General features: G+C 53.0%; 16 protein-coding genes. 6 read left to right on the plus strand and 10 right to left on the minus strand.

Features of this window, described 5'->3' with window-relative positions:
* Positions 1–357 precede the first annotated feature (357 nt).
* The 6 genes from ACW9KT_RS13150 (at position 358) to ACW9KT_RS13175 (ending at position 7,975) form a co-directional block, all read left to right on the plus strand.
* Complete coding sequence (locus tag ACW9KT_RS13150) at positions 358–1,041, plus strand: succinate dehydrogenase cytochrome b subunit (RefSeq protein WP_457081096.1); 684 nt, start codon at positions 358–360, stop codon at positions 1,039–1,041.
* A gap of 11 nt (positions 1,042–1,052) precedes the next feature.
* The gene (locus ACW9KT_RS13155; protein ID WP_457081098.1) at positions 1,053–2,987 is read left to right on the plus strand and encodes a fumarate reductase/succinate dehydrogenase flavoprotein subunit; all 1,935 of its coding nucleotides are present in this window, start codon (positions 1,053–1,055) and stop codon (positions 2,985–2,987) included.
* Positions 2,988–3,124: 137 nt separating this feature from the next.
* Entirely contained in the window at positions 3,125–3,880 is a 756-nt protein-coding gene (locus ACW9KT_RS13160; protein WP_457081100.1) for a succinate dehydrogenase/fumarate reductase iron-sulfur subunit, read from the plus strand.
* Between the two features lie 83 nt (positions 3,881–3,963).
* Positions 3,964–4,491, plus strand: a complete 528-nt coding sequence (locus ACW9KT_RS13165; RefSeq protein WP_457081102.1) for an NADPH-dependent FMN reductase — start codon at positions 3,964–3,966, stop codon at positions 4,489–4,491.
* 594 nt (positions 4,492–5,085) lie between these two features.
* Positions 5,086–7,629: a TonB-dependent receptor domain-containing protein gene (locus ACW9KT_RS13170; RefSeq protein WP_457081104.1), complete on the plus strand. Its 2,544-nt coding sequence runs from the start codon at positions 5,086–5,088 to the stop codon at positions 7,627–7,629.
* A gap of 157 nt (positions 7,630–7,786) precedes the next feature.
* Positions 7,787–7,975, plus strand: a complete 189-nt coding sequence (locus ACW9KT_RS13175) for a hypothetical protein (protein WP_457081106.1) — start codon at positions 7,787–7,789, stop codon at positions 7,973–7,975.
* A 10-nt stretch (positions 7,976–7,985) separates the two neighbouring features.
* Here ACW9KT_RS13175 and ACW9KT_RS13180 read toward each other — a convergent pair whose 3' ends face one another.
* From ACW9KT_RS13180 to ACW9KT_RS13225, 10 genes are all read right to left on the minus strand, one after another.
* Complete coding sequence (locus ACW9KT_RS13180; protein WP_457081108.1) at positions 7,986–8,672, minus strand: alpha/beta hydrolase; 687 nt, start codon at positions 8,670–8,672, stop codon at positions 7,986–7,988.
* 136 nt (positions 8,673–8,808) lie between these two features.
* The gene (gene ftsZ, locus ACW9KT_RS13185) at positions 8,809–10,326 is read right to left on the minus strand and encodes a cell division protein FtsZ (protein ID WP_457081110.1); all 1,518 of its coding nucleotides are present in this window, start codon (positions 10,324–10,326) and stop codon (positions 8,809–8,811) included.
* 154 nt (positions 10,327–10,480) lie between these two features.
* Positions 10,481–11,863, minus strand: coding sequence for a cell division protein FtsA (gene ftsA, locus ACW9KT_RS13190; RefSeq protein WP_457081112.1), 1,383 nt, complete (start codon positions 11,861–11,863; stop codon positions 10,481–10,483).
* Positions 11,864–11,967: 104 nt separating this feature from the next.
* On the minus strand, positions 11,968–12,732 hold the full coding sequence (locus ACW9KT_RS13195) for a cell division protein FtsQ/DivIB (protein WP_457081114.1): 765 nt from the start codon (positions 12,730–12,732) through the stop codon (positions 11,968–11,970).
* Entirely contained in the window at positions 12,716–14,143 is a 1,428-nt protein-coding gene (murC, locus tag ACW9KT_RS13200) for a UDP-N-acetylmuramate--L-alanine ligase (RefSeq protein ID WP_457081116.1), read from the minus strand. Before murC ends, ACW9KT_RS13195 begins: the two co-directional genes overlap by 17 nt.
* On the minus strand, positions 14,140–15,276 hold the full coding sequence (gene murG / locus ACW9KT_RS13205) for an undecaprenyldiphospho-muramoylpentapeptide beta-N-acetylglucosaminyltransferase (RefSeq protein WP_457081118.1): 1,137 nt from the start codon (positions 15,274–15,276) through the stop codon (positions 14,140–14,142). The genes murC and murG overlap by 4 nt, the downstream gene beginning before the upstream one ends.
* Positions 15,277–15,324: 48 nt before the next feature.
* Entirely contained in the window at positions 15,325–16,503 is a 1,179-nt protein-coding gene (locus ACW9KT_RS13210; RefSeq protein ID WP_457081120.1) for an FtsW/RodA/SpoVE family cell cycle protein, read from the minus strand.
* Between the two features lie 10 nt (positions 16,504–16,513).
* Positions 16,514–17,893: a UDP-N-acetylmuramoyl-L-alanine--D-glutamate ligase gene (gene murD, locus ACW9KT_RS13215; protein ID WP_457081122.1), complete on the minus strand. Its 1,380-nt coding sequence runs from the start codon at positions 17,891–17,893 to the stop codon at positions 16,514–16,516.
* Positions 17,894–17,936: 43 nt separating this feature from the next.
* A complete protein-coding gene (gene mraY, locus ACW9KT_RS13220; RefSeq protein ID WP_457081124.1) occupies positions 17,937–19,157 on the minus strand; it encodes a phospho-N-acetylmuramoyl-pentapeptide-transferase in 1,221 nt (406 codons plus the stop codon).
* 111 nt (positions 19,158–19,268) lie between these two features.
* Positions 19,269–20,756: a UDP-N-acetylmuramoyl-L-alanyl-D-glutamate--2,6-diaminopimelate ligase gene (locus tag ACW9KT_RS13225; RefSeq protein WP_457081126.1), complete on the minus strand. Its 1,488-nt coding sequence runs from the start codon at positions 20,754–20,756 to the stop codon at positions 19,269–19,271.
* Between the last annotated feature and the right edge of the window lie 3 nt (positions 20,757–20,759).

The following is a 20,759-nucleotide window of genomic DNA, read 5'->3' on the forward strand; positions in this document are numbered from 1 at the left end:
CTGAATGTCGCCGGCCCGAATGTGGGAGGCCTGCGCCGTGGGTGTTAGGCCGAGGGAGGCCAGCACCGTCAGGACCAGCACCACCCATAACCAACTAACGCGCTGGGGTAGCGAAAGCTTCATATGAAAGATCGATTAAAGACAATTTATCCAGAAAGAGAAGGTCAGCAAAAATCCGCTGACAACCTAACAAACAACGCGCGCGTGGTGTTATATATTCACTACGAAGCTCTAACGGCCGCGTTGCCAGATTGATTCAGGTCTTTCTTAAACGTCGAAGGTCAATTGTTTCGTACTTAGTCGGCCCTTACCTTTGACCAAATACAACCGACCGTACTAAAACCACCAATAACTCCTATGAGTTGGATTACAAACACGTTTACCAGCAGTATTGGCCGCAAACTTATTGTGGCCATCACGGGACTTTTTCTGTGTACTTTCTTAGTTGTTCACTTAGTAGGCAACCTACAGTTGTTCAAAGATGATGGTGGGGCTGCTTTCAATATATACTCCCACTTCATGGGTACCAATCCGGTAATCCGGACGCTGGAATGGGTACTACTACTTGGCTTTGGTTTCCACATCTATGAATCGTACACACTAGCCGCACGCAACCGTGCAGCTCGCAAAGTAGGCTACGTTGACAGCCGACCCTCGGAAAACAGCCCCTGGTACTCGCGCAGCATGGCACTGCTTGGCACCCTGATCCTGATTTTCCTGATTGTGCACATGTACAACTTTTTCTACCGTGCTCGCTTCGGGGATCTTGACCCAGATATCAATAATAACGACGACCTCTACACCCTAGTCGTTACCTCTTTTCAACAGTGGTGGTACGTCGTTCTATATGTAGGAGCTCAAATCGCTCTCTGCTATCACCTAATTCACGGCTTCCGCAGCGGTTTCCAAACCTTGGGATTGAATCATCGCAAGTACACACCTATCATTCGCGTCATTGGGTACATTTTCGCCGTTGTCGTTTGTGCTGGCTTTGCCTCGATGCCCATTTACTTCTTCGTGAAGTACTTACTTAACTCCTAACCACCCACGCTATGTATTTGGACTCCAAAATTCCTGAAGGTCCTCTCGCCGAAAAATGGGAGAAACACAAGTTCAATGTGAAGCTTGTGAACCCTGCTAATAAGCGGAAGTACGACGTAATTATCGTGGGCACGGGCTTGGCCGGCGCATCAGCGGCCGCGTCATTAGCTGAGTTGGGCTACAACGTAAAAGCATTTACCTATCACGATTCGCCTCGTCGTGCGCACTCTATCGCTGCGCAGGGCGGCATTAATGCAGCGAAAAACTACCAGAACGACGGCGACTCTATATTTCGCTTATTCTACGATACCATCAAGGGAGGTGACTACCGTTCGCGTGAGGCAAACGTGTATCGCCTAGCTCAGGTGTCGGTCAACATTATCGACCAGTGTGTTGCGCAAGGTGTACCATTTGCTCGCGAATACGGGGGGCTTTTAGCTAATCGCTCGTTCGGTGGTGCTCAGGTAAGCCGTACATTTTATGCTCGGGGCCAAACTGGCCAGCAGCTATTGTTAGGTGCCTACTCGGCCCTAAGTCGTCAGATTGCTTACGGCAAAGTGAAGATGTACACTCGCTCCGAAATGCTGGAGCTAGTGGTAGTGGATGGCAAAGCGCGTGGCATCGTAACCCGCAACCTAATTACGGGTGAAATCGAAACGCATGCTGCTCATGCGGTAGTGCTAGCAACGGGTGGTTACGGCAACGTATTCTATCTGAGCACAAACGCCAAGTACTGCAACGTTACTGCTCCATGGCGTGCACACAAGAAGGGTGCTTTCTTCGCTAACCCTTGCTTCACGCAGATTCACCCAACCTGTATCCCGGTTTCCGGCGATTATCAGTCAAAACTGACTTTGATGTCGGAGTCGTTGCGTAACGATGGACGGGTATGGGTACCCAAAACGAAGGAAATGGCTGAGCGCCTGCGCCAGGGCCAAATCCGGGTGGCCGACATTTCGGAAGATGACCGCGATTATTTCTTGGAGCGTAAGTACCCTTCCTTCGGTAACCTCGTGCCCCGCGACGTAGCCTCGCGTAATGCTAAGCAAGCCTGCGACGAAGGGCGCGGGGTAGGCTCGACCGGTTTGGCTGTATACCTCGACTTTGCCGACGCTATCAAGCGCGATGGCGTAGATAAGGTGAGTCAGAAGTACGGCAACCTGTTTGCCATGTACGAGAAAATTACCGCTGAGAATCCTTACGAGTTGCCTATGCGCATCTACCCAGCGGTGCATTACACAATGGGTGGCTTGTGGGTAGATTACAACCTGATGACTTCGGTTCCAGGCTTGTATGCTACCGGTGAGTGCAACTTCTCTGACCACGGCGCCAACCGCCTGGGTGCTTCGGCTCTTATGCAAGGTTTGGCTGATGGCTACTTCGTAATCCCTTACACCATTGGTGATTACTTAGCACAAATGCCCCCCACGCCTGTTACGACGCAGCATCCGGCCTTCAAGGAAGCCGAAGCAGAAGTACATGCTCGTACACAGAAGTTATTAAGCATTAAGGGTACTCGCACTCCGGGTCAGTTTCATAAAGCTTTGGGCCTACTCATGTGGGACCACTGCGGTATGAGCCGCAATGCTGAGGGTTTGAAGTTTGCTAAGCAAGAAATTCAGAAGCTACGCCGCGAATTCTGGACGGATCTGAAGCTAACCGGTACCAATGAAGAGCTAAACCAGATGCTGGAAAGTGCTGGTCGTGTAGCTGACTTCTTGGAACTCGGTGAACTCATGGTAGACGATGCTTTGCACCGCGAGGAAAGCTGCGGTGGTCACTTCCGTGAGGAATACCAGACCCCCGAAAACGAAGCGCTTCGCGATGACGAAAACTTCGCTTATGTAGCCGCTTGGGAGTGGATGGGCGATAATCAACCCGAAACTCTGCACAAGGAAGAGCTACAATTCGAAAACGTAAAACTCACGCAGCGTAGCTATAAGTAAGCCCAGAAGGGAGAGCAAGAAGAAAGAAGCGAAGCCTTTATCGATTCCTTTTCATCTTCTTTCTTTCTCTCCCCTCTCTCCTTTCAACTCTCAGTTTTCTATATAAAATGGCCGGTAATAACCCTAATGCAAAACCGATGAACCTTACGCTTAAGGTATGGCGGCAGCGCAACCGTAATAGCGAGGGCAAAATAGTAGAGTACCAGGTAAAGGATATTTCACCTGAGATGTCTTTTCTGGAAATGCTGGACGTGCTCAATGAAGACTTGCTTCACAAAGGCGATGATCCGGTGGCATTCGACCATGACTGCCGCGAAGGCATCTGTGGTTCCTGCGACTTGTTTATTAATGGCCGTGCGCACGGTCCGGAGAAAGGCACTACAACCTGCCAGCTTCACATGCGCAAGTTTAGCGACGGCGACACCATTACAATTGAGCCTTGGCGTGCTAACGCTTTTCCTGTCAATCGTGACCTGAGCGTAGATCGGTCAGCTTTCGACCGCATCATTCAGGCTGGTGGCTACATTAGCGTGAACACTGGCGGTGTACCCGACGGCAACGAGATTCCGATTCCGAAGAATATCGCAGATAAGGCGTTTGAAGCCGCGACGTGCATATCCTGTGGTGCCTGCGTGGCTGCGTGCAAAAATTCTTCAGCCATGCTATTCGTATCGGCAAAGGTTTCTCAATTAGCCTTATTGCCACAGGGTCAAGTTGAGCGCAAGACTCGCGTGGAAAACATGGTAGCACAAATGGACAAAGAAGGCTTCGGTGCCTGCAGCAACATTGGTCAGTGCGCAGCGGAATGCCCAGTAGGTATTTCTCTCGAAAATATTGCGCTGTTAAACCGTGAGTTTATTAACGCAAAAGCTACTTCGGACAACCTAGCATAGGGTTGTGCTGTTATAGTGAAAGAGGGCGAAACGGCTTCCGTTTCGCCCTCTTTTTTGCCCCCTACTTTCCGCTCTCACGCACCATGATCACAATTATTATCGGAACAAATCGTCCGAAATCCCGAGCTCGTCGGGTAGCCGTTTTATACGCTGACTTGCTTAAAAGTCTAGGGGCCGAGTGCCAACTCCTAGATCTTACTGATCTGCCCTCCGACTTTATTACCTCGGCTCTTTATGCTAATACAGGGCAGCATGATGGTTTCAACGAGCTCTTTGAGCTCACTAACAACGCTAATAAGCTGGTGTTCGTGGTTCCCGAATACAATGGCTCCTTTCCCGGTGTACTAAAGGCTTTCATTGATGGCTTACCTTATCCGGGAGGCATTCGTGGGAAGAAAGCGGCCTTGATTGGAATATCAACTGGGGTCCAGGGGGGCATTTTAGCACTTAGCCACCTGACCGATATTCTTATGTACCTGGGCACGGCGGTATTGCCTGCCCGCGTGCGGCTGCCTGCTATTGATAAGTTTTTGAGCGAAGATGGAAAGCTAACAAACCCGCTGTATCAGCAGCTATTGCAGGAACAGGCTGCCCAGTTAATAGCTTTTTAAAACTCAGAGTGGCCCCAACCTGCTGGACAACAACAATACGCAGGTATATGGTGGTGCTAACATTGATTGGTATTTGCCAGCTTGTTAGTTGATATCAAATAACAGCTCATTGTTATTTTGCTAGAACAAAAAAAGGCCCGTACGGATTCGTATGAGCCTTTTTTATATTATGCTTTTGTTCAAGCATCAGTGCTTTCTTAGCTACCAACTGAGGTATAGTGTCATCAGGCATCTACCGTGTTGCGCCTGACTTTGCACAGATTTGCCCTCCAACTCTCGCGTTACTGCCTTGCTTTGAGTTGAGGTCGCAACTGGTGCATTATTATTCAACAGGAAATTTAGCTCGACACTATATCTACAAGCAACTGTATGCCTTTATACTTGTCTGTAGGGCAGATCAATTTTATAGACATGGCTGGGGGGCATTTTCTACGTCACGACTCCGCCGCTTAAAGCACTGCCCTACCACTACGCGCCTCTCTATCCTTAAAGACAATTTGCTATCCACCCGATGATTTCGGGTTTTGGCCGAAACTGGCCTCCATTCATCGAAATAACCTGTTGAGCGGCTATGCCGCTCTCTACTTTTACCCCATGAAACACGCTTTACCGTTGTTACTGGCCGGACTTGGTTTGTCCTGTCAGGTCTTGGCCCAAACGGCTCCAACTGCTCCCGCCCCCACTGCTCCCCGCCCCGCGCTGAATACGCCACCCGCGCCGCCGCGCGGCAACGCCAGTATTAGCGGCGTCGTGACAGACAGCAAAACCGGTCAGCCTGTAGAGTACGCCACTGTAGCCCTGCTCGACCAAACAACCGACAAGGCCGTGGATGGGGGCATCTGCGATGAGAAAGGACGCTTTGCTTTCACCAAGCTGGCTCCGGGTGCTTATAAGATCAGCATTAGCTTTGTCGGCTACCAGACCAAAGTGCTTGACAATGTTCGCTTAGCCTCAGCCGATGCTGATGTGAACCTGGGGGGCATTTCCCTTGTCGCTACCACTCAGCAACTTGGTGAAGTGAAAGTGACAGGCGAGCGTGATTTAGTGGAAAACAAAGTCGACCGCATTGTTTATAATGCCGACAAGGACATTACCAATAACGGTGGTACCGCTGCCGATGTGCTCAAAAAAGTACCCCTGCTGGCCGTAGACCTAGATGGCAACGTGGAACTGCGGGGCTCGTCTAACGTGCGCGTTCTGATCAACAACAAGCCGAGCACCATTGTAGCCTCGTCCGTAGCCGACGCGCTGCGCCAGATTCCGGCCGACCAGATTAAAACGGTGGAGGTAATAACCTCACCTTCTGCTAAATACGATGCGGAGGGTACGGGAGGCATTGTCAATATTATTCTGAAGAAAAACGACCTGGCCGGCGTAAACGGCTCAGTGAACGTATCAGCTGGTACGCGCTCCAGCAACCTAAATTCCAGTCTAAACGCCCGGAAAGGCAAAGTAGGCGTGAATGCCAACTTGGGTTCTTTTGGCTTTTACAACCGGGGGCGAGGCGAAACGGTGCGCCGCGATTTTGAAGGTTCCACTACCATTGCCACGCTCAACCAGTTGAGCACGAACCGAAACCTGGGGGGCGGTTTTTATGGGCAGATCGGTGGCGACTATGATCTTACCCCCAAGGACAATTTCAACCTCAGTGCCCGCGGCAACTTATTTCGCTTTATGGGCGACCGTAGTCTGCGCTCGGATTATGTCACGAATGCTGGCCTCGATGCCTATACCCGCGACATCGATACGGACAACCAGAATCGTAACATCGACTTAAACTTTGGCTACACCAAAACGCTGGCCAAGCCGCGGCAGGAGTTTAGCGTCTTGGCCTTGTATAGCGTAAATAAGGGCCTAAATGAGTATGATCTGGACCAGTTTCGGCCCGAGTTATTTGGCCCTGATTACCGCGAGCAAAGCTTCAACGATAGCCGCAACCGCGAAGCCACTTTCCAGGCCGACCTCGTGCAGCCACTCGATAGCACTAGTACGTTGGAGCTAGGCGCCAAAACCATCTTGCGTCAAGTAAATACTGATTTCCAAATCGAAGCGGATAGCGTAGATGGTCGCGGCTTCTTGCTCCTCCCCGACCGCACCAACCGATTTCGCTACGACCAGGATGTATACTCGGGCTATGGTACCTACGGCTTCAGCTTGCAGAAAGTATATACCTTCAAACTAGGCGCCCGCGTGGAGCACACCCGCATCGGGGGTGACTTTTTCTCCAACGACACCCAAATCAGCCAGCAGTACACCAACTTCATTCCAAGCATTGTTGCTTCCCGCGACTTTGGCAAAGACAAGAATCAGAAGTTTAAACTCAGCTATACTCGCCGGGTGCAGCGTCCTAACATTTACTTCCTGAACCCTTACCTGAATACCAGCGACCCGCGCATATTCTCCTCCGGAAATCCTAACCTCGACGCTGAGCTAACCGATTCGTATGAGCTGGGTTACAGCACCTTTATCAAGAAGAGCAACCTGAACTTCTCGCTCTACTCTCGTCGTACCAACAACGCCATTGAGAGCGTGTCGCGCCTAGTGCCCCTCAGTGACTTAATTGAAACTACCGACACGGAAGCGCAAGTGATTTATACCACTTTCCAGAACGTGGCGCGCAATGCTACTTACGGTATGAGCGTGTTTGGCTCGACGAAGCTGACCGACAAGTGGACGGTGAATGGCAACGTAAACACGTATTATGTAACGCTCAAAAGCGCTAGCCTGAACACGACAAATGACGGCTTTATGTATAACGCCAACATTTCCTCGTCCTATCAATTCGATAAAGGCTACAGCGCGCAGTTCTCGGGCTTTCTGAACTCGCCGCGCGTGCAGTTGCAAGGCCGCACTTCCGCTTATCAGTACTACAGCATTGCAGCTAAGAAGGAGCTGTTCAAGAAAAAAGGTAGCCTGAGCGTGGGCTTAGATAACCCATTCAACCGGACTATTCGCTTCCGCAACGAGCTGGATGCGGCCCGCTTTACCTCCCGTGGTAACAACTACGTGTACAACCGCGGCGTGCGGGTGAGCTTCAACTATCAGTTTGGTAAAATGGATAATCGTGCAGGTCGCCCTAAGAAGAGCATCCGCAACGACGACCAAAAGGCAGGAGGTGACAACCAAGGCCAGCAATAAGACAGAGAAGGTAACCACCAGATCGGGCAGCCTCAAGAGTCGCTTTTAGCGCGGCTCCTGAGGCTGCCCGATTCTGTTTGATATCTACTGCGACGAACCAAGGCAAATCATTTCATGGTTTCTGCCTAACTAGTTGTTCGTAAAAAGCCCCCCAGCTATGAAAAACCTCTTCTCTTCTTTTGTGCTTATAGCTCTATTCGCGTTGGGTGCCTGCAGCACTACTTCCTCCTCGGGCACACGCACACTTAGTGCCGATAAAGAGATGGCCGAGCCTACGCTACGTGACTCTGCAGTCCTCGATTCGCTTGCCCCGCCTGCTGATACCCTTGGCCAGCTCAGACCCTAGTAGTTAACTTCTACAGCTCAGCTGGTTTTCCCGCTTCAAATTGATCTCGTAGCCACTCCACCACGTCTTTGTCTACTTGATCCTGACACTCGTCGAGGCCATGTCGGCAGCCCGGATATAGTAAAAGCTTCTTTGGCTCCTTAGCCCGAGCATAGATATCATGTGCACAACGGTCCGATAATACCTCGTCGGCGGTGCCGTGTAGCACCAATAGAGGGTGCGGGCTGATCTGGGGGGCTAAATCAGTGCCGTACGTTTGACTGCTCATCGCCACTACCGCTGCAATATTTTCACTCAGCGCGCCCGCACTAATAACTACCGCTCCGCCAAAAGAATGCCCTACTAATGCTATTCGGGAGCATTGGCGCGCCTGAGCCAAGTAAGCTACCGCCAGCATGGTATCCATTATGCATTCCTCTAGGTAACCGGGCCTGCGATAATGCAGCCGAAGTGAGGCAATCCCATACTGGGCCAGCTGCCTGGCAAGCCGCGGATACATGCCTCGCGCTGGACCATCAAGCCCACCACCCGTGCCTCCCACCCATATTATGGCGTCTGTAGCTTGTTCTATCGGGTGAAAACGCGCCAATAGTAGCCCAGCATTGGTTTGTAGCTCTAGCTCCTCTACTCCATCTACCACGCCACGCAAGAGTATGAATTTCAGTACAAACTCTGTCTTTTCCTTTTTCTTCGCCATGAGTACCTTTTGTGAAAAGTATCCTAACGTGTACTGAAATCAGTGTTTTTGGGTATTGTTGGGTTAGGATATAAAAGCAGAAACCGCTGGAAAATCTCCAGCGGTTTCTGCTTTACATGGTATTGGGGCCGATAAGCTAGTCTACATTATCGTGCAAAAACCGATTGTCGCCGAGCAGTTCGTTGTCATCTGATAAGTTAAACCGGGAGATGTCACGCTCATTAGAAGGCGTTACATTTTCCAGCTTCACGTGGCGACGTAAGTAAGCCGGCGTCTCAAGCTGATCCTTAATAGCATCGTTGGTGAGGCCATTGCTGAGATCCTGCAGACGACGGCGGCGCTCCTCCGCACGAACATCGAGCTGAGGACGTGCTGGTGAAGGCTGCGGCTGGGGAGCGGACTGCTGTACCGCTACCAACTCAGGAGCTGGTGAAGACGGAGCAGCCACTGGCGGCACGTAATTAGAAACTGAAGTTTCAAGGTCGAAAGTTACCTTAGGCGGCTCTACTGGTGTAGGTGCAGGTGCCTGGATAGATGCTGGAGCGGGCGCCGGAGAAGCCGGCGTGCTGAACGTCGGGATTACGGGAGCAGGAGCCTCCTGACGATCCTTGTCGAACAAGTTAATCTGTGGATCAGGCTCTGGCTCGGCAGCTTTATTGTTTACGAAACCCGTGTTAATAGTATGTGCGTCGCGGGCAAAACCCGTAGCAATAACCGTCACGCGAATGCTCTGGCCCAACGTGGAATCGATGCCGTGACCGAAGATAACCTCGGCATCCTGACCAGCTTTGTCCTGAATATACTCCGTGATTTCAGTCAACTCATCCATTTCCAGCTCTGCCTGGTCGCCAGACATGATGCTGAGCAGGATTTTCTGGGCGCCGTGGATATCAGTGTTATTGAGCAGCGGTGAAGCTAGAGCTTCTTCGGCGGCGCGCTGGGCGCGATTTTCACCATCAGTAATGCTACTGCCCATTACGGCCGCACCCGAGTCCTTCATGACGGTTTTCACGTCTTCAAAGTCCACGTTCACCTCGCTAGTCACCGTTATGATCTCAGCAATGCTTTTGGCCGCCGTACTCAGCACGTTATCAGCTTTGGCGAAGGCCGCCCGAATCGGCAGGTTGCCAAAAATCTCGCGCAGCTTATCGTTAAGAATCACAAGGACGGTGTCGCAGTTCTCGCTTAGCTCCTTGATACCGTGTTCGGCTTGCTGACGCTTTTTCTTGCCTTCAAACAAAAAAGGCGCCGTTACGATACCTACGGTCAGGATCCCCAATTCCTTGGCTACCTTGGCAATAACGGGAGCTGCACCAGTACCAGTACCGCCGCCCATGCCAGCGGTAATGAACACCATGCGGGTTCCATTGCTGAGCAACTCGCGGATCTGCTCGCGGCTCTCGATGGCCGCCTGCTTGCCGCGCTCGGGGTTAGCGCCAGCGCCAAGGCCCTCGGTGAGGTCAACGCCAATCTGCAATTTGGTGGGCACGGTGCTGCTGTGTAGCGCCTGCTTATCGGTATTGCAAATGACGAACTCCACGTCCTTGATACCCTGGCTGAACATGTGGTTTACGGCGTTGGAGCCGCCACCACCCACGCCAATCACCTTGATGATTGACTTGGAAGTAGAAGGAATATCGAATTTATAATTCATGCTATTTCAGTTTTCAATGAGGGAAATACGCTTGTCATCCTGAGGAACGAAGGACCTTACCTTAAGCCAATTAAACAAAAAACTTCAGCGTAATAAGGTCCTTCGTTCCTCAGGATGACAGACGATTTTATCGTTCAGCATCTATTCTTAGACCTTAGTATTGCTTATCGTCAAAGTCGTCAATCAACAACCCTTTCGTACGGCTGATAATATCCTGAAAAAACTTGCCAGCTCCGGATGGCTTTTTAGGCGCGGGAGGTGCTTGGGGGACTTTTTGAGCGGCTGGAACAATAGGAGCTTCCACGCGGTGCTGCTGGTGCTGAGGTTCTGGAGCAGGACGGTAAACCTGCTCCTCGGGCTCAAAGCCACGACTCACCCGCTCGTCGATAGAGCGGTAGCCTGCCAGTACTAGGCCCACCGTAGTAGCGTACATCGGCGACTTTACGGCTTCGATGCGGCTCTTGCCCAAGTGCTCGTTAGGGTAGCCAATACGAGTATCAAGGCCAGTCACGTACTCCGTGAGCTGCACCAAGTTTTGCAGTTGCGAGCCGCCACCCGTCAGTACGATGCCAGCAGCTAGCTTGTCGGCGTGGCCGGTGCGCTGAATTTCAGCGTACACAAGCTCCACGATTTCCTCCATACGGGCCTCGATAATATGAGCCAGGTTCTTCAGAGAAATCTCCTTGGGAGCCCGGTCACGCAGGCCGGGAATGCTTACGATTTCATAATCGGAAGCTTCCTCCGCAATGGCTTTTCCAAATTTCACCTTTAACTGCTCGGCCTGGTTCTGCATTACCAAGCAACCCTGCTTGATGTCAGAAGTAACGATGTTGCCACCGAAGGGCAGCACGGCCGCATGGCGAATAATGCCATCCTTGAAAATAGCCAAATCAGTAGTACCGCCACCGATGTCAATCAGGGCTACCCCAGCTTCTTTCTCTTCATCGCTCAGTACCGACATGCTCGAAGCCAGCGGCTCCAAAATCAAGTTATCGATTTCCAGCCCGGCCTTGGTTACGCACTTATTGATGTTGTTGATGGCAGTGCTTTGGGCGGTAATGATGTGAAAATTGCCCTCCAGCCGCACGCCCGACATGCCTACGGGGTCCATGATGCCTTCCTCGTAATCCACCTTGTAGTCTTGGGGCATTACGTGGATGATCTCGGAGCCGGGCGGAGTCACCAGGCGATACATATCGTTGGTCAGCCGGTTCACATCGTCTACAGTAATCTCGCTGTCCTGCGAGGCCCGCGTAATGCTCCCGTTGTGCTGCAAACTCTTAATATGCTGGCCGGCAATACCAACGTTCACCACGCCGATATTGATGCCAGATTGTTCTTCAGCCTGACGAATGGCCTTCTTGATAGCGTCTACGGTTTTATCAATATTGGATACAATACCGCGCACTACACCCTCTGAGACGGCTTTACCCATGCCGAGGATCTCAAGTTTGCCAAACTCATTTTTGCGTCCTACTAGGACGCAGATTTTGGTGGTGCCGATGTCGAGGCCGACTACAATTTTATCGTTTTGCATGGGGTAGGTACTGGCGAAGTTTGCGGGAAGTTGCGGTGATGTTCTTAAAAAACGCTGTTTTAGACCTTTCGAAGGCCTTTTTAGGCGTTACAGCAAGGGTACGGTTATTCGCAAATGATCTGATCTTTGAATTCAACGTTAACGCGGTGGTAGGTATTCCATCCTAAAACTGGCGGAATTTGCCGGTAAAATACCATTAGTTTCGCGAATTTTTCTGAAATATTCTCTGGAAACCCAAATTCTACTCGTTGATCTCCTATTTGTTGGGTGAAAGCAAGCTTACCATTAGGGCCAATGAATACTTCAGCAACTTGGGCTCGCCAAAATGGGTGCTCGTCAATGTAGCGAAGCACTTCGAGGTAGCGGCGCCCCGTAGAGTCGCGGAAGAAGGTGGCGGGCAGTTCTTGGCCACCCTGGCGTGCGACGGGCACTACGCGAGCAGTAAACAAGGGTGAGAGGGGCAACTCATGCCCCTCAGCATCGAGGTAGCTATCGCGGCGGGTATCGGCGTGCACGAGGCGGGCGATAGGACGATTTTGGCGTACCTCGGCGTGCAAATTCCCTGATAGGTCGCGGTACACTTGTGCTTCTCGCACAAAGCTGTGCGCTTTGAGGCGTGCCTCTAAGGCTTTCAGGTTTAGGTCTTCGGGGCGGGCCCCTTCGAGGCGCTGGTTGCCATTGCGGGTCAGCAGCGCCGTTACTTCCTGCTCGCTGATGAAGTAGTTGTTAAACTCGTTGCTGATGGTCACGATGACCTGGCCTACCGGGCGGCTGGCTTGCCGCACACCGGCAAACACGGCTAGGCCGGTTAGAAGCAACAGACAGGCCGTCGCAAACAGATAATTTTTGGCGTTAGGCTTGAGTTTCATGCCAGCGGCTGGTTAAAATGTTTCGTAGCTGAGGCACCAGCTGATCAATATCGCCGGCCCCAACGGTAGCCAGCACGTCAAAGTCATCGTCAGTAGCGGCGGCCGTTACGGCTTGCGCTTTAGTTTGCAGCGACTTTTTGGAGGCTGTTATTTGAGAAAGAATCAACTCCGACGTAACCCCTTCAAGAGGCAACTCGCGGGCTGGATATATGTCGAGTAGCACTACCTCGTCGGCTAGGCTCAGGCTTTCAGCGAAGCCCGGCGCGAAGTCGCGGGTGCGGGTGAAAAGGTGAGGCTGGAATATGACGCGCAGGCGTTTCTGCGGATACAAGGCGCGCAGAGAACGAAGGAAAGCTTCGATTTCGCGTGGGTGGTGGGCATAATCGTCCACATACACCTTGCTTTGAGTGGTCACAATAAACTCGAACCGCCGCTTCACGCCCCGATAAGCAGCTACCGCCGCAACGAGCTTTTCGGTGGCTACGCCTTCAAGCTGAGCCGCAAAAATGCCCCCCAGCATGTTTTCAACGTTGTGAAATCCCGGTACGGTGAGCTGCAAACCAATCAGGTTGCCGAGCGGACTATGCACATCAAAGCGGAACTCGTGGCCGTGAGCCGTAACGTTGGCGGCGTATAGGGTGGCCTTCTTTCCTTTCTCCAAACCGTAGTGAACAACCTGCACGCCAGCCGGCACGGCAGCGGCTACACTGACGTCGGCCGTATGGTTGAGCAACAGAGTACCACCGGGCTTCATTTGCCCCACAAACTGCCTAAACGATTCGATTAGCGCTTCTTGAGTGCCATAGATATCCAGATGGTCGGCGTCGGTGCTGGTCACGATGGCCACATCAGGGTGCAAGGTGAGGAAGCTGCGGTCGTACTCGTCGGCTTCCACTACTACGGGCGCGGAACCGGTGCCCGTGCCGCTACTTAACAATAAGTTGGAACCCAGATTCACAGAAATGCCCCCCAGAAAGGCTGAACAGTCGACGCCCGCGTGGTGAAGCAAGTGCGCGACCATGGAAGAGGTCGTAGTTTTGCCGTGGGTGCCAGCTACTGCAATAGTGCGCTGCCCTTGGGTAAGCAACCCCAAAACCTGACTGCGCTTGCGAATATCGTAGCCATTTTCGCGTAGCCAAGCCCACTCGTGGTGCCCCGCGGGGATAGCAGGTGTGAGCACCACCAGCGTTTGGGGGGCATTTTCGCGTACTTCGCTCGGGATATTCTCTACCGCATCCGCGTAGTGCACGGCAATGCCTTCAGCTGCTAAAGCTTCCGTGAGCGGTGTGGGTGTGCGGTCATAGCCGCTCACTTGGTGACCGTTGGCTTGAAACCAGCGAGCCAAGGCCGACATACCAATGCCACCAATGCCCAGAAAGTAGACGTATGGAAATGCAGCTACGGGTTTCATCGGCGGTCCATAATCGTAAGGAGTTCATCGACGATGGCGGCGGTAGCATCGGGGCGGGCCAGTTCCAGCACGTTGGCGCTGAGCTGACGCTGACGGGGCTCGTCGGCCAATAGGCTCAGGGCCTCGTCGTAAAGGCGCGCGGGCGCCTCTGCATCAGTGACGAGCAAAGCAGCTTGGCGACGTACCAAGGCAAGGGCATTTTTGGTTTGATGATCCTCAGCCACATTAGGCGAAGGCACCAACACGCATGGCTTGCCGGTAAGGCACAACTCGGATACGGACAATGCCCCAGCCCGCGACACAACTACATTGGCGGCGGCGTAGGCGAGGTCCATGCGTTGCACAAACTCTAGGGCCTGAATGCCATCGGCGGCAAACGGCGCGGCTTGTTCTTTAGCCGTTGGGTAATAGAGCTTGCCAGTTTGCCAGAGTAGCTGCACGCCGGCAGCTTGTAGGCGAAGCAGGGCGGCAGCGGTAGCTTCATTTAAGGTGCGAGCACCCAAACTGCCGCCAATTACAAGCAGAGTTTTCTTCTCTGGCGAGAGCCCAAAAAACGCTAGCGCATCAGCCCGATTACCAGCCGCAATTTCGGTGCGGACTGGATTGCCCGTGACGACTAGCTTATTGCTTGGGAAGAACTTCTCCATGCCATCATAAGCCACGCAGATACGATTCACGCGTCGACTAAGCAGCTTGTTCACTAAGCCGGCATAAGAATTCTGCTCCTGAATAAGCGAGGGAATGCCGCGCGAAGCCGCCGCTAGCAGAATGGGAGCTGATGCGTAGCCGCCCACTCCTACCACAGCCTCGGGGCGGAACTTCTCAATGATTTTGCCCGCTTTCCGCACGCTACGGAACACTCGCAATGGAAACAACAGGTTCTGCGGCGTCAGGCGACGTTGTAGACCGGTGATGTCGAGGCCCACAATGTCATAGCCAGCCTCGGGTACGCGGGTCATTTCCATACGGCCGTTGGCGCCCACAAACAGAATTTCCGCTTCGGGCTGGCGACGACGCAACTCATTGGCAATAGCCACCGCCGGAAAGATATGCCCCCCCGTGCCTCCACCGCTGATAATAATGCGGTAAGGCGCGGGCTGCGAAGAAATAAATTGAGGTTTCGACTGGGGCATGTAAGCGGTGACTATACTATAAGGTAGGCGGGTGAGGCAAAGGGGCTGTTAAGCGTAGGCGGTTTTCTTTGGAATGCGCGCCGTATCCTCGGGCTCTCCAGTCATGGGGCGAATTTCCCGCTCACCGCGGCTCACGCTGAGAATGATACCAATGCTAATACCAGTAAAAATCAGGGAGGTGCCGCCCATACTTAGCAGCGGCAACGGCAAACCAGTGATGGGCCCTAAGCCCACGGCTACGCCCATATTTACCATCGCCTGCAAGACTAAACTAAACGTTAGTCCCGCTGATAAAAGCCCCCCAAATGCCCCGTAGCTGTGTATTACGGTATTCAGGCCCCGATAGAGGAAGGCTAGGTAAAGGAACAGGACGACAACGCCCCCAATTAGGCCATATTCTTCAATGATAACGGCGTAGATAAAGTCGGAGTAAGGGTGGGGCAGAATGTTGCGCTCGGTGCTTTTACCGGGACCTTTACCGCTTAGTCCGCCCGTGGCAATAGCGATGTAGCTGTGCTCCAGCTGAAAAGGCACTGGCTTGCTCTTGTCAGTAAAGCTTTCAATGCGAGTAAGTACCGTTTTGTAACGCTGACCCGAGGAAAGACCAATACCGCCTACCACTGCCCCGATGAGCACCATCACGGCCATTTGCTTAATTGGCACTCGCCCAATGAACATCAGCAGCAAGCAGGTAACAAACAGTAGCAGCGCGGTAGAGGCATTACTCATGATAATAATGCCGCAGATCAAACCTACCCACAGCATTACGGGCAGCAGCGTAGTTTTGAAGTCCTGCACATGCTGCTGCCGACGGCTGAGCATGGAAGCTAGGTGAGAAATCAGGGCCAGCTTAGCTAAGTCAGAAGGCTGAAAGGTCTGGTTGATAACCGGAATGGTAAGCCAGCGCGAGGCCTCATTGATATTCGAGCCCATGAAATACGTGAACAGCAGCAGTGGCACCGACAATAGCAGCGCGTACAGAGACAGGCGCGAGTAGTATCGGTAGTCGATGCGGTGGGCCAGCCACATAAAGGCCAGCCCCACGAAGATCAGGCCCGTGTGCTTTACGAGGAAATACTCGGTATTACCGCCCATCTTCTTGTACGCCAAGGTGCCCGTTGCCGAGTACACTACCGCAATACTAATAAAGGAGAATAGCAGCACGATGCCCCACAGAATGGGGTCGCCTTTGAGGTTGCGTTGAAGCCAGAGTTTTACGGGTTCCATAAATCGCAGATTAGGCTGAGTGCACTGATTTTTCTTGAGTCAATTTCTCCACGGCGGCGGCAAATTGCCCCCCACGGTCTTCGTAGTTCTTAAATAGGTCGAAGCTGGCGCAGGCGGGCGATAGCAGCACCACGTCGCCGGGCGCGGCTAGCTCAGCGGCTCGGCGCACGGCGGTTTCTATGCTTTGCGTTTCTTCCAAGTGCGGCACGATTGCACTAAAGCTGGCTTTCAACTTCTCATTATCTACGCCGAGGCAGATCAAGGCTTTGGCTTTTTGCTTGGCTAGGGGCAGCAAGGAAGTATAGTCGTTGCCCTTATCGGTGCCGCCGGCAATCCAGACGATGAGCTGTTGCACGCCGTCGAGGGCAAACCAAGCCGCTTCGACGTTAGTCGCTTTGCTGTCGTTGATGAATTTTACGCCGTTCACTTCGCCGACCAATTGGAGGCGGTGGGGGGCATTTTTGAACGTGACCAAGCCGCGTTCAATCTGCGCCGGCGTCAGGCCGACCACGCGGGCAGCAAGAATAGCTGCGGCCATGTTCTGCTGGTTGTGCTGACCGATAAGCGGAGAATTGGCAACTTCAATGCTCTCTACCTTATCCCCTGCCCACTCAGGCAAGCGCACCTGCAAGCTACCATCCTGCCCGTACCAGGCCGCGAGATTTTCACCAGCTTCCTGGTTCAAGTGCTGATCAAAGGCCAAGACATTTTTTGCCGAAGCCGAAGCTGCTACTGCTTTCCGGGTTTCTGGGTCACCGGCATTATAGATAAAGTATCGGCTTACGTTGCGGGCAACACGCATTTTGGCTGCCGCGTAGTTGTCAAGCGAGTAGCCGTAGCGGTCGAGGTGATCGGGGGTGATGTTGAGCAGAAGGGACAGCCAGGGGGCAAAATCGTGGGTGTCGTCGAGCTGGAAGCTGCTCAGCTCTACTACGTAGTATTCGTGTTTATCCCCAATAACTTGCTCGGCTAGACTATAACCCACATTACCGGCTAAGCCTACATTCAGGCCTGCTTCCTTGAGCAAATGGTAGGTGAGCAACGTGGTTGTCGTCTTGCCGTTGGTGCCTGTAATGCAGATGCACTTGGCCTGGGTATAACGGCCGGCCAGCTCGATTTCGGAGATAATAGGAGTGCCTTGCTCGCGCAGGGCCTTGATCACGGGGGCCTTTTCTGGAATGCCGGGGCTTTTCACCGCTTCATCGGCGCTCAAGATTTCCTCTAACGTATGCTTATTTTCCTCAAAGCGAATACCGGCCTGCGTCAGCTTCTGCTTATAAGCCGGCTTGATAGCACCGCCATCGGACACGAACACGGTGTGGCCTTTGGCTTGCGCTAAGAGCGCCGCCCCTACTCCACTTTCTGCTGCTCCGAGGATGACTAGTTTCATACTTATATACATTGAGCGTCGCGCACCACGGCGCGACGTTTACTTAGCGTAGCTTCAAGGTTACGAGGGTAAACACGGCCAGCATGATACCCACAATCCAAAACCGCGACACGATTTTGGACTCGTGGTAGCCGAGCTTCTGGTAATGGTGGTGCAAGGGCGACATGCGAAGTAAGCGGCGGCCTTCGCCGTACTTGCGCCGGGTGTATTTGAAGTAGCCCACCTGCACCATTACTGAGAGGTTTTCGATCAGAAACACTCCGCAAAGCACCGGAATCAGCAGTTCCTTGCGAATAATAAGCGCCAGCACCGCGATAATGCCGCCAATGGCCAACGAGCCGGTATCACCCATAAAGACCTGGGCCGGATAGCTGTTGTACCACAAAAAGCCCACGCACGCTCCCACAAAGGCCGTACAAAAGATTACCAATTCCCCAGAGTTCGGGATGAACATAACATCTAGGTAATCAGCCAACAGCGCGTTACCACTCACGAAAGCGAAAATGGCCAGCGTAATACCAATGATGGCCGACGTACCTGCCGCCAGGCCGTCGAGACCATCGGTGATGTTGGCACCGTTGCTTACAGCCGTGATGATGAGGATAACAATAGGAATATAGAGGAAGCTGTAGAGGCCATTGAAGTACGGTCCGGCGTAGGCGAAGAGGTTGCCGTAGTTCAGCTCGTTGTTTTTGGCGAAGGGAATGGTGGTAATCATCAGCTTCACATCCTGGTACACGGTGCTGGCATCCACGGCCGACAGTTGGCCGTTGGGCAGTAGGTACTGACGCACGGTTACATCATTGCTGAAAAAAAGCACCCAGCCCACTGTAATGCCCAGGCCAATTTGCCCAAGCACCTTGAAGCGCCCGCTCAAGCCTTCTTTGTTCTTCTGGAACACCTTTATATAGTCGTCCAGAAACCCAATCAGACCCAACCACACGGTACTTAAGAGCATCAGCACGATGTAGATGTTGTCGAGCTTGGCAAACAAGAGCACGGGCACCAGAATGGCCAGAATGATAATTAGGCCACCCATCGTTGGGGTGCCTTTTTTCTCCAACTGGCCCTGCAAGCCTAGGTCGCGGATGCTTTCGCCCACTTGCTTTTTCTGTAGTATTCTGATCAGGCTTTTGCCAAAAACCTGCGCGATAAGCAAGGAGGTAATAACGGCCATAGCCGCCCGAAACGAGATAAACTGGAACACGCCCGCCCCTGGCAGATTGTATTGCTTACTGAGGTACGTGAAAAGGTAATAAAGCATGGGCGCGGGGGTCAGCGAGTAGAATGTGGAGTTAGGCCAAGATGCAAAGGTTTAGCTTTTTGGGTTGAGGTCAAACGTTGTGTTTTCGCGATTTTTACTGTAGAGCATGGGTTATTTATTCAGCAGGTCAAACATCTCCTGCAATACCTGCTTATCATCGAATGGACCCCGTACGCCCTGCACTTCCTGATAGGTTTCGTGGCCTTTGCCGGCTACCAATACAATGTCGCCCGGCTGGGCCAAGGCTACGGCCGTCTTGATGGCTTCGCGACGATCCGGGATTGTCAAAACTTTGCCCAAATCCTGGGCCTGCACACCGGCCTGCATCTGGGCCAGGATGGCATTGGGGTCCTCGAAGCGCGGGTTGTCGGAGGTCAGCACTACGCGGTCGGAGCCTTTGGCAGCCAGATTGGCCATTACGGGGCGCTTGGCCGCGTCGCGGTTGCCGCCGCAGCCCACTACAGTGATTACCTGCTGGCTGGGCTGACGAATCTGGGCGATGGTAGAAAGCACGTTTTCGAGCGCATCCGGCGTGTGGGCATAGTCCACAATGCCCGTCACGCGGGTGCGCTCAGCCAAGATAGGCTCGAAGCGACCCGGCGCCGAGGTCAGACCAGATAGCACCGTCAACACCTCAATGGGGTCTTCGCCCAATAACACTGCAGCCCCATACACGGCCAGCAGATTATAGGCATTGAACACCCCGATTAGACGAAACTGTACTTCGCGGCCGTCAATCTCCAGGTGTAAGCCGTGAACCGCATTTTCCAACAGCTTCGCCCGGAAAGTAGCCAGACTACGCAAGGAGTACGTTTCACGGCTGGCAGCGGTATTTTGCAGCATTACCGGCCCACGCTTGTCGTCGGCGTTGGTGAGGGCAAAGGCATCTTTACCTAGCTGATCAAAAAAGCCCTTTTTGGCTTTTAAATACGCGTCGAAGGTGCCGTGATAATCGAGGTGGTCGTGGGTGAGGTTGGTAAAAATGCCCCCCACAAAGCGTAAAGCCGTGGTGCGGTGCTGAACAACCGCATGCGAGCTAACTTCCATAAACACGTACGTGCAGCCGGCGCGCAGCATCCGGGCCAGAAGCTCATTCAGTCGAATGGCGTCCGGAGTAGTATGCGTGGCCGGAATTACTTCCTCATCAATCTGGTTTTGCACTGTTGAAAGCAGCCCCACATGGTAGCCGAGCTCCCGAAACAGCTTATGCAACAGCGTGGCGCAGGTGGTTTTGCCGTTGGTGCCCGTTACGCCTACCAGTTGGAGCTGGCGCGAGGGGTGGCCGTAGAAAGCTGCCGCCATGTGGGCCATTGCCTCGGCGCTATCTGGCACTTGCACATAGGTGGTAGCTGGGTCAAGGCTGGGGGGCAAATTCTCGCATACTACTACCGCCGTACCCTGAGCTACTGCTTTTTCAATAAACTGGTGGCCATCAGTTTGGGCGCCGCGCAGGGCGAAGAACACCATGCCCGGCCCAGCCTGCCGCGAATCCAGGGTTAGGCCCTGCACAACTACGTTGGTTGGGCCGTGCTGCGCTTGCACCGTTACGGCGGACAGCAGGTTAGCTAATGGCTGCGCTATGGGAGATGAAGTGGTCAATGG

The organism is Hymenobacter sp. HD11105, from assembly GCF_054051685.1.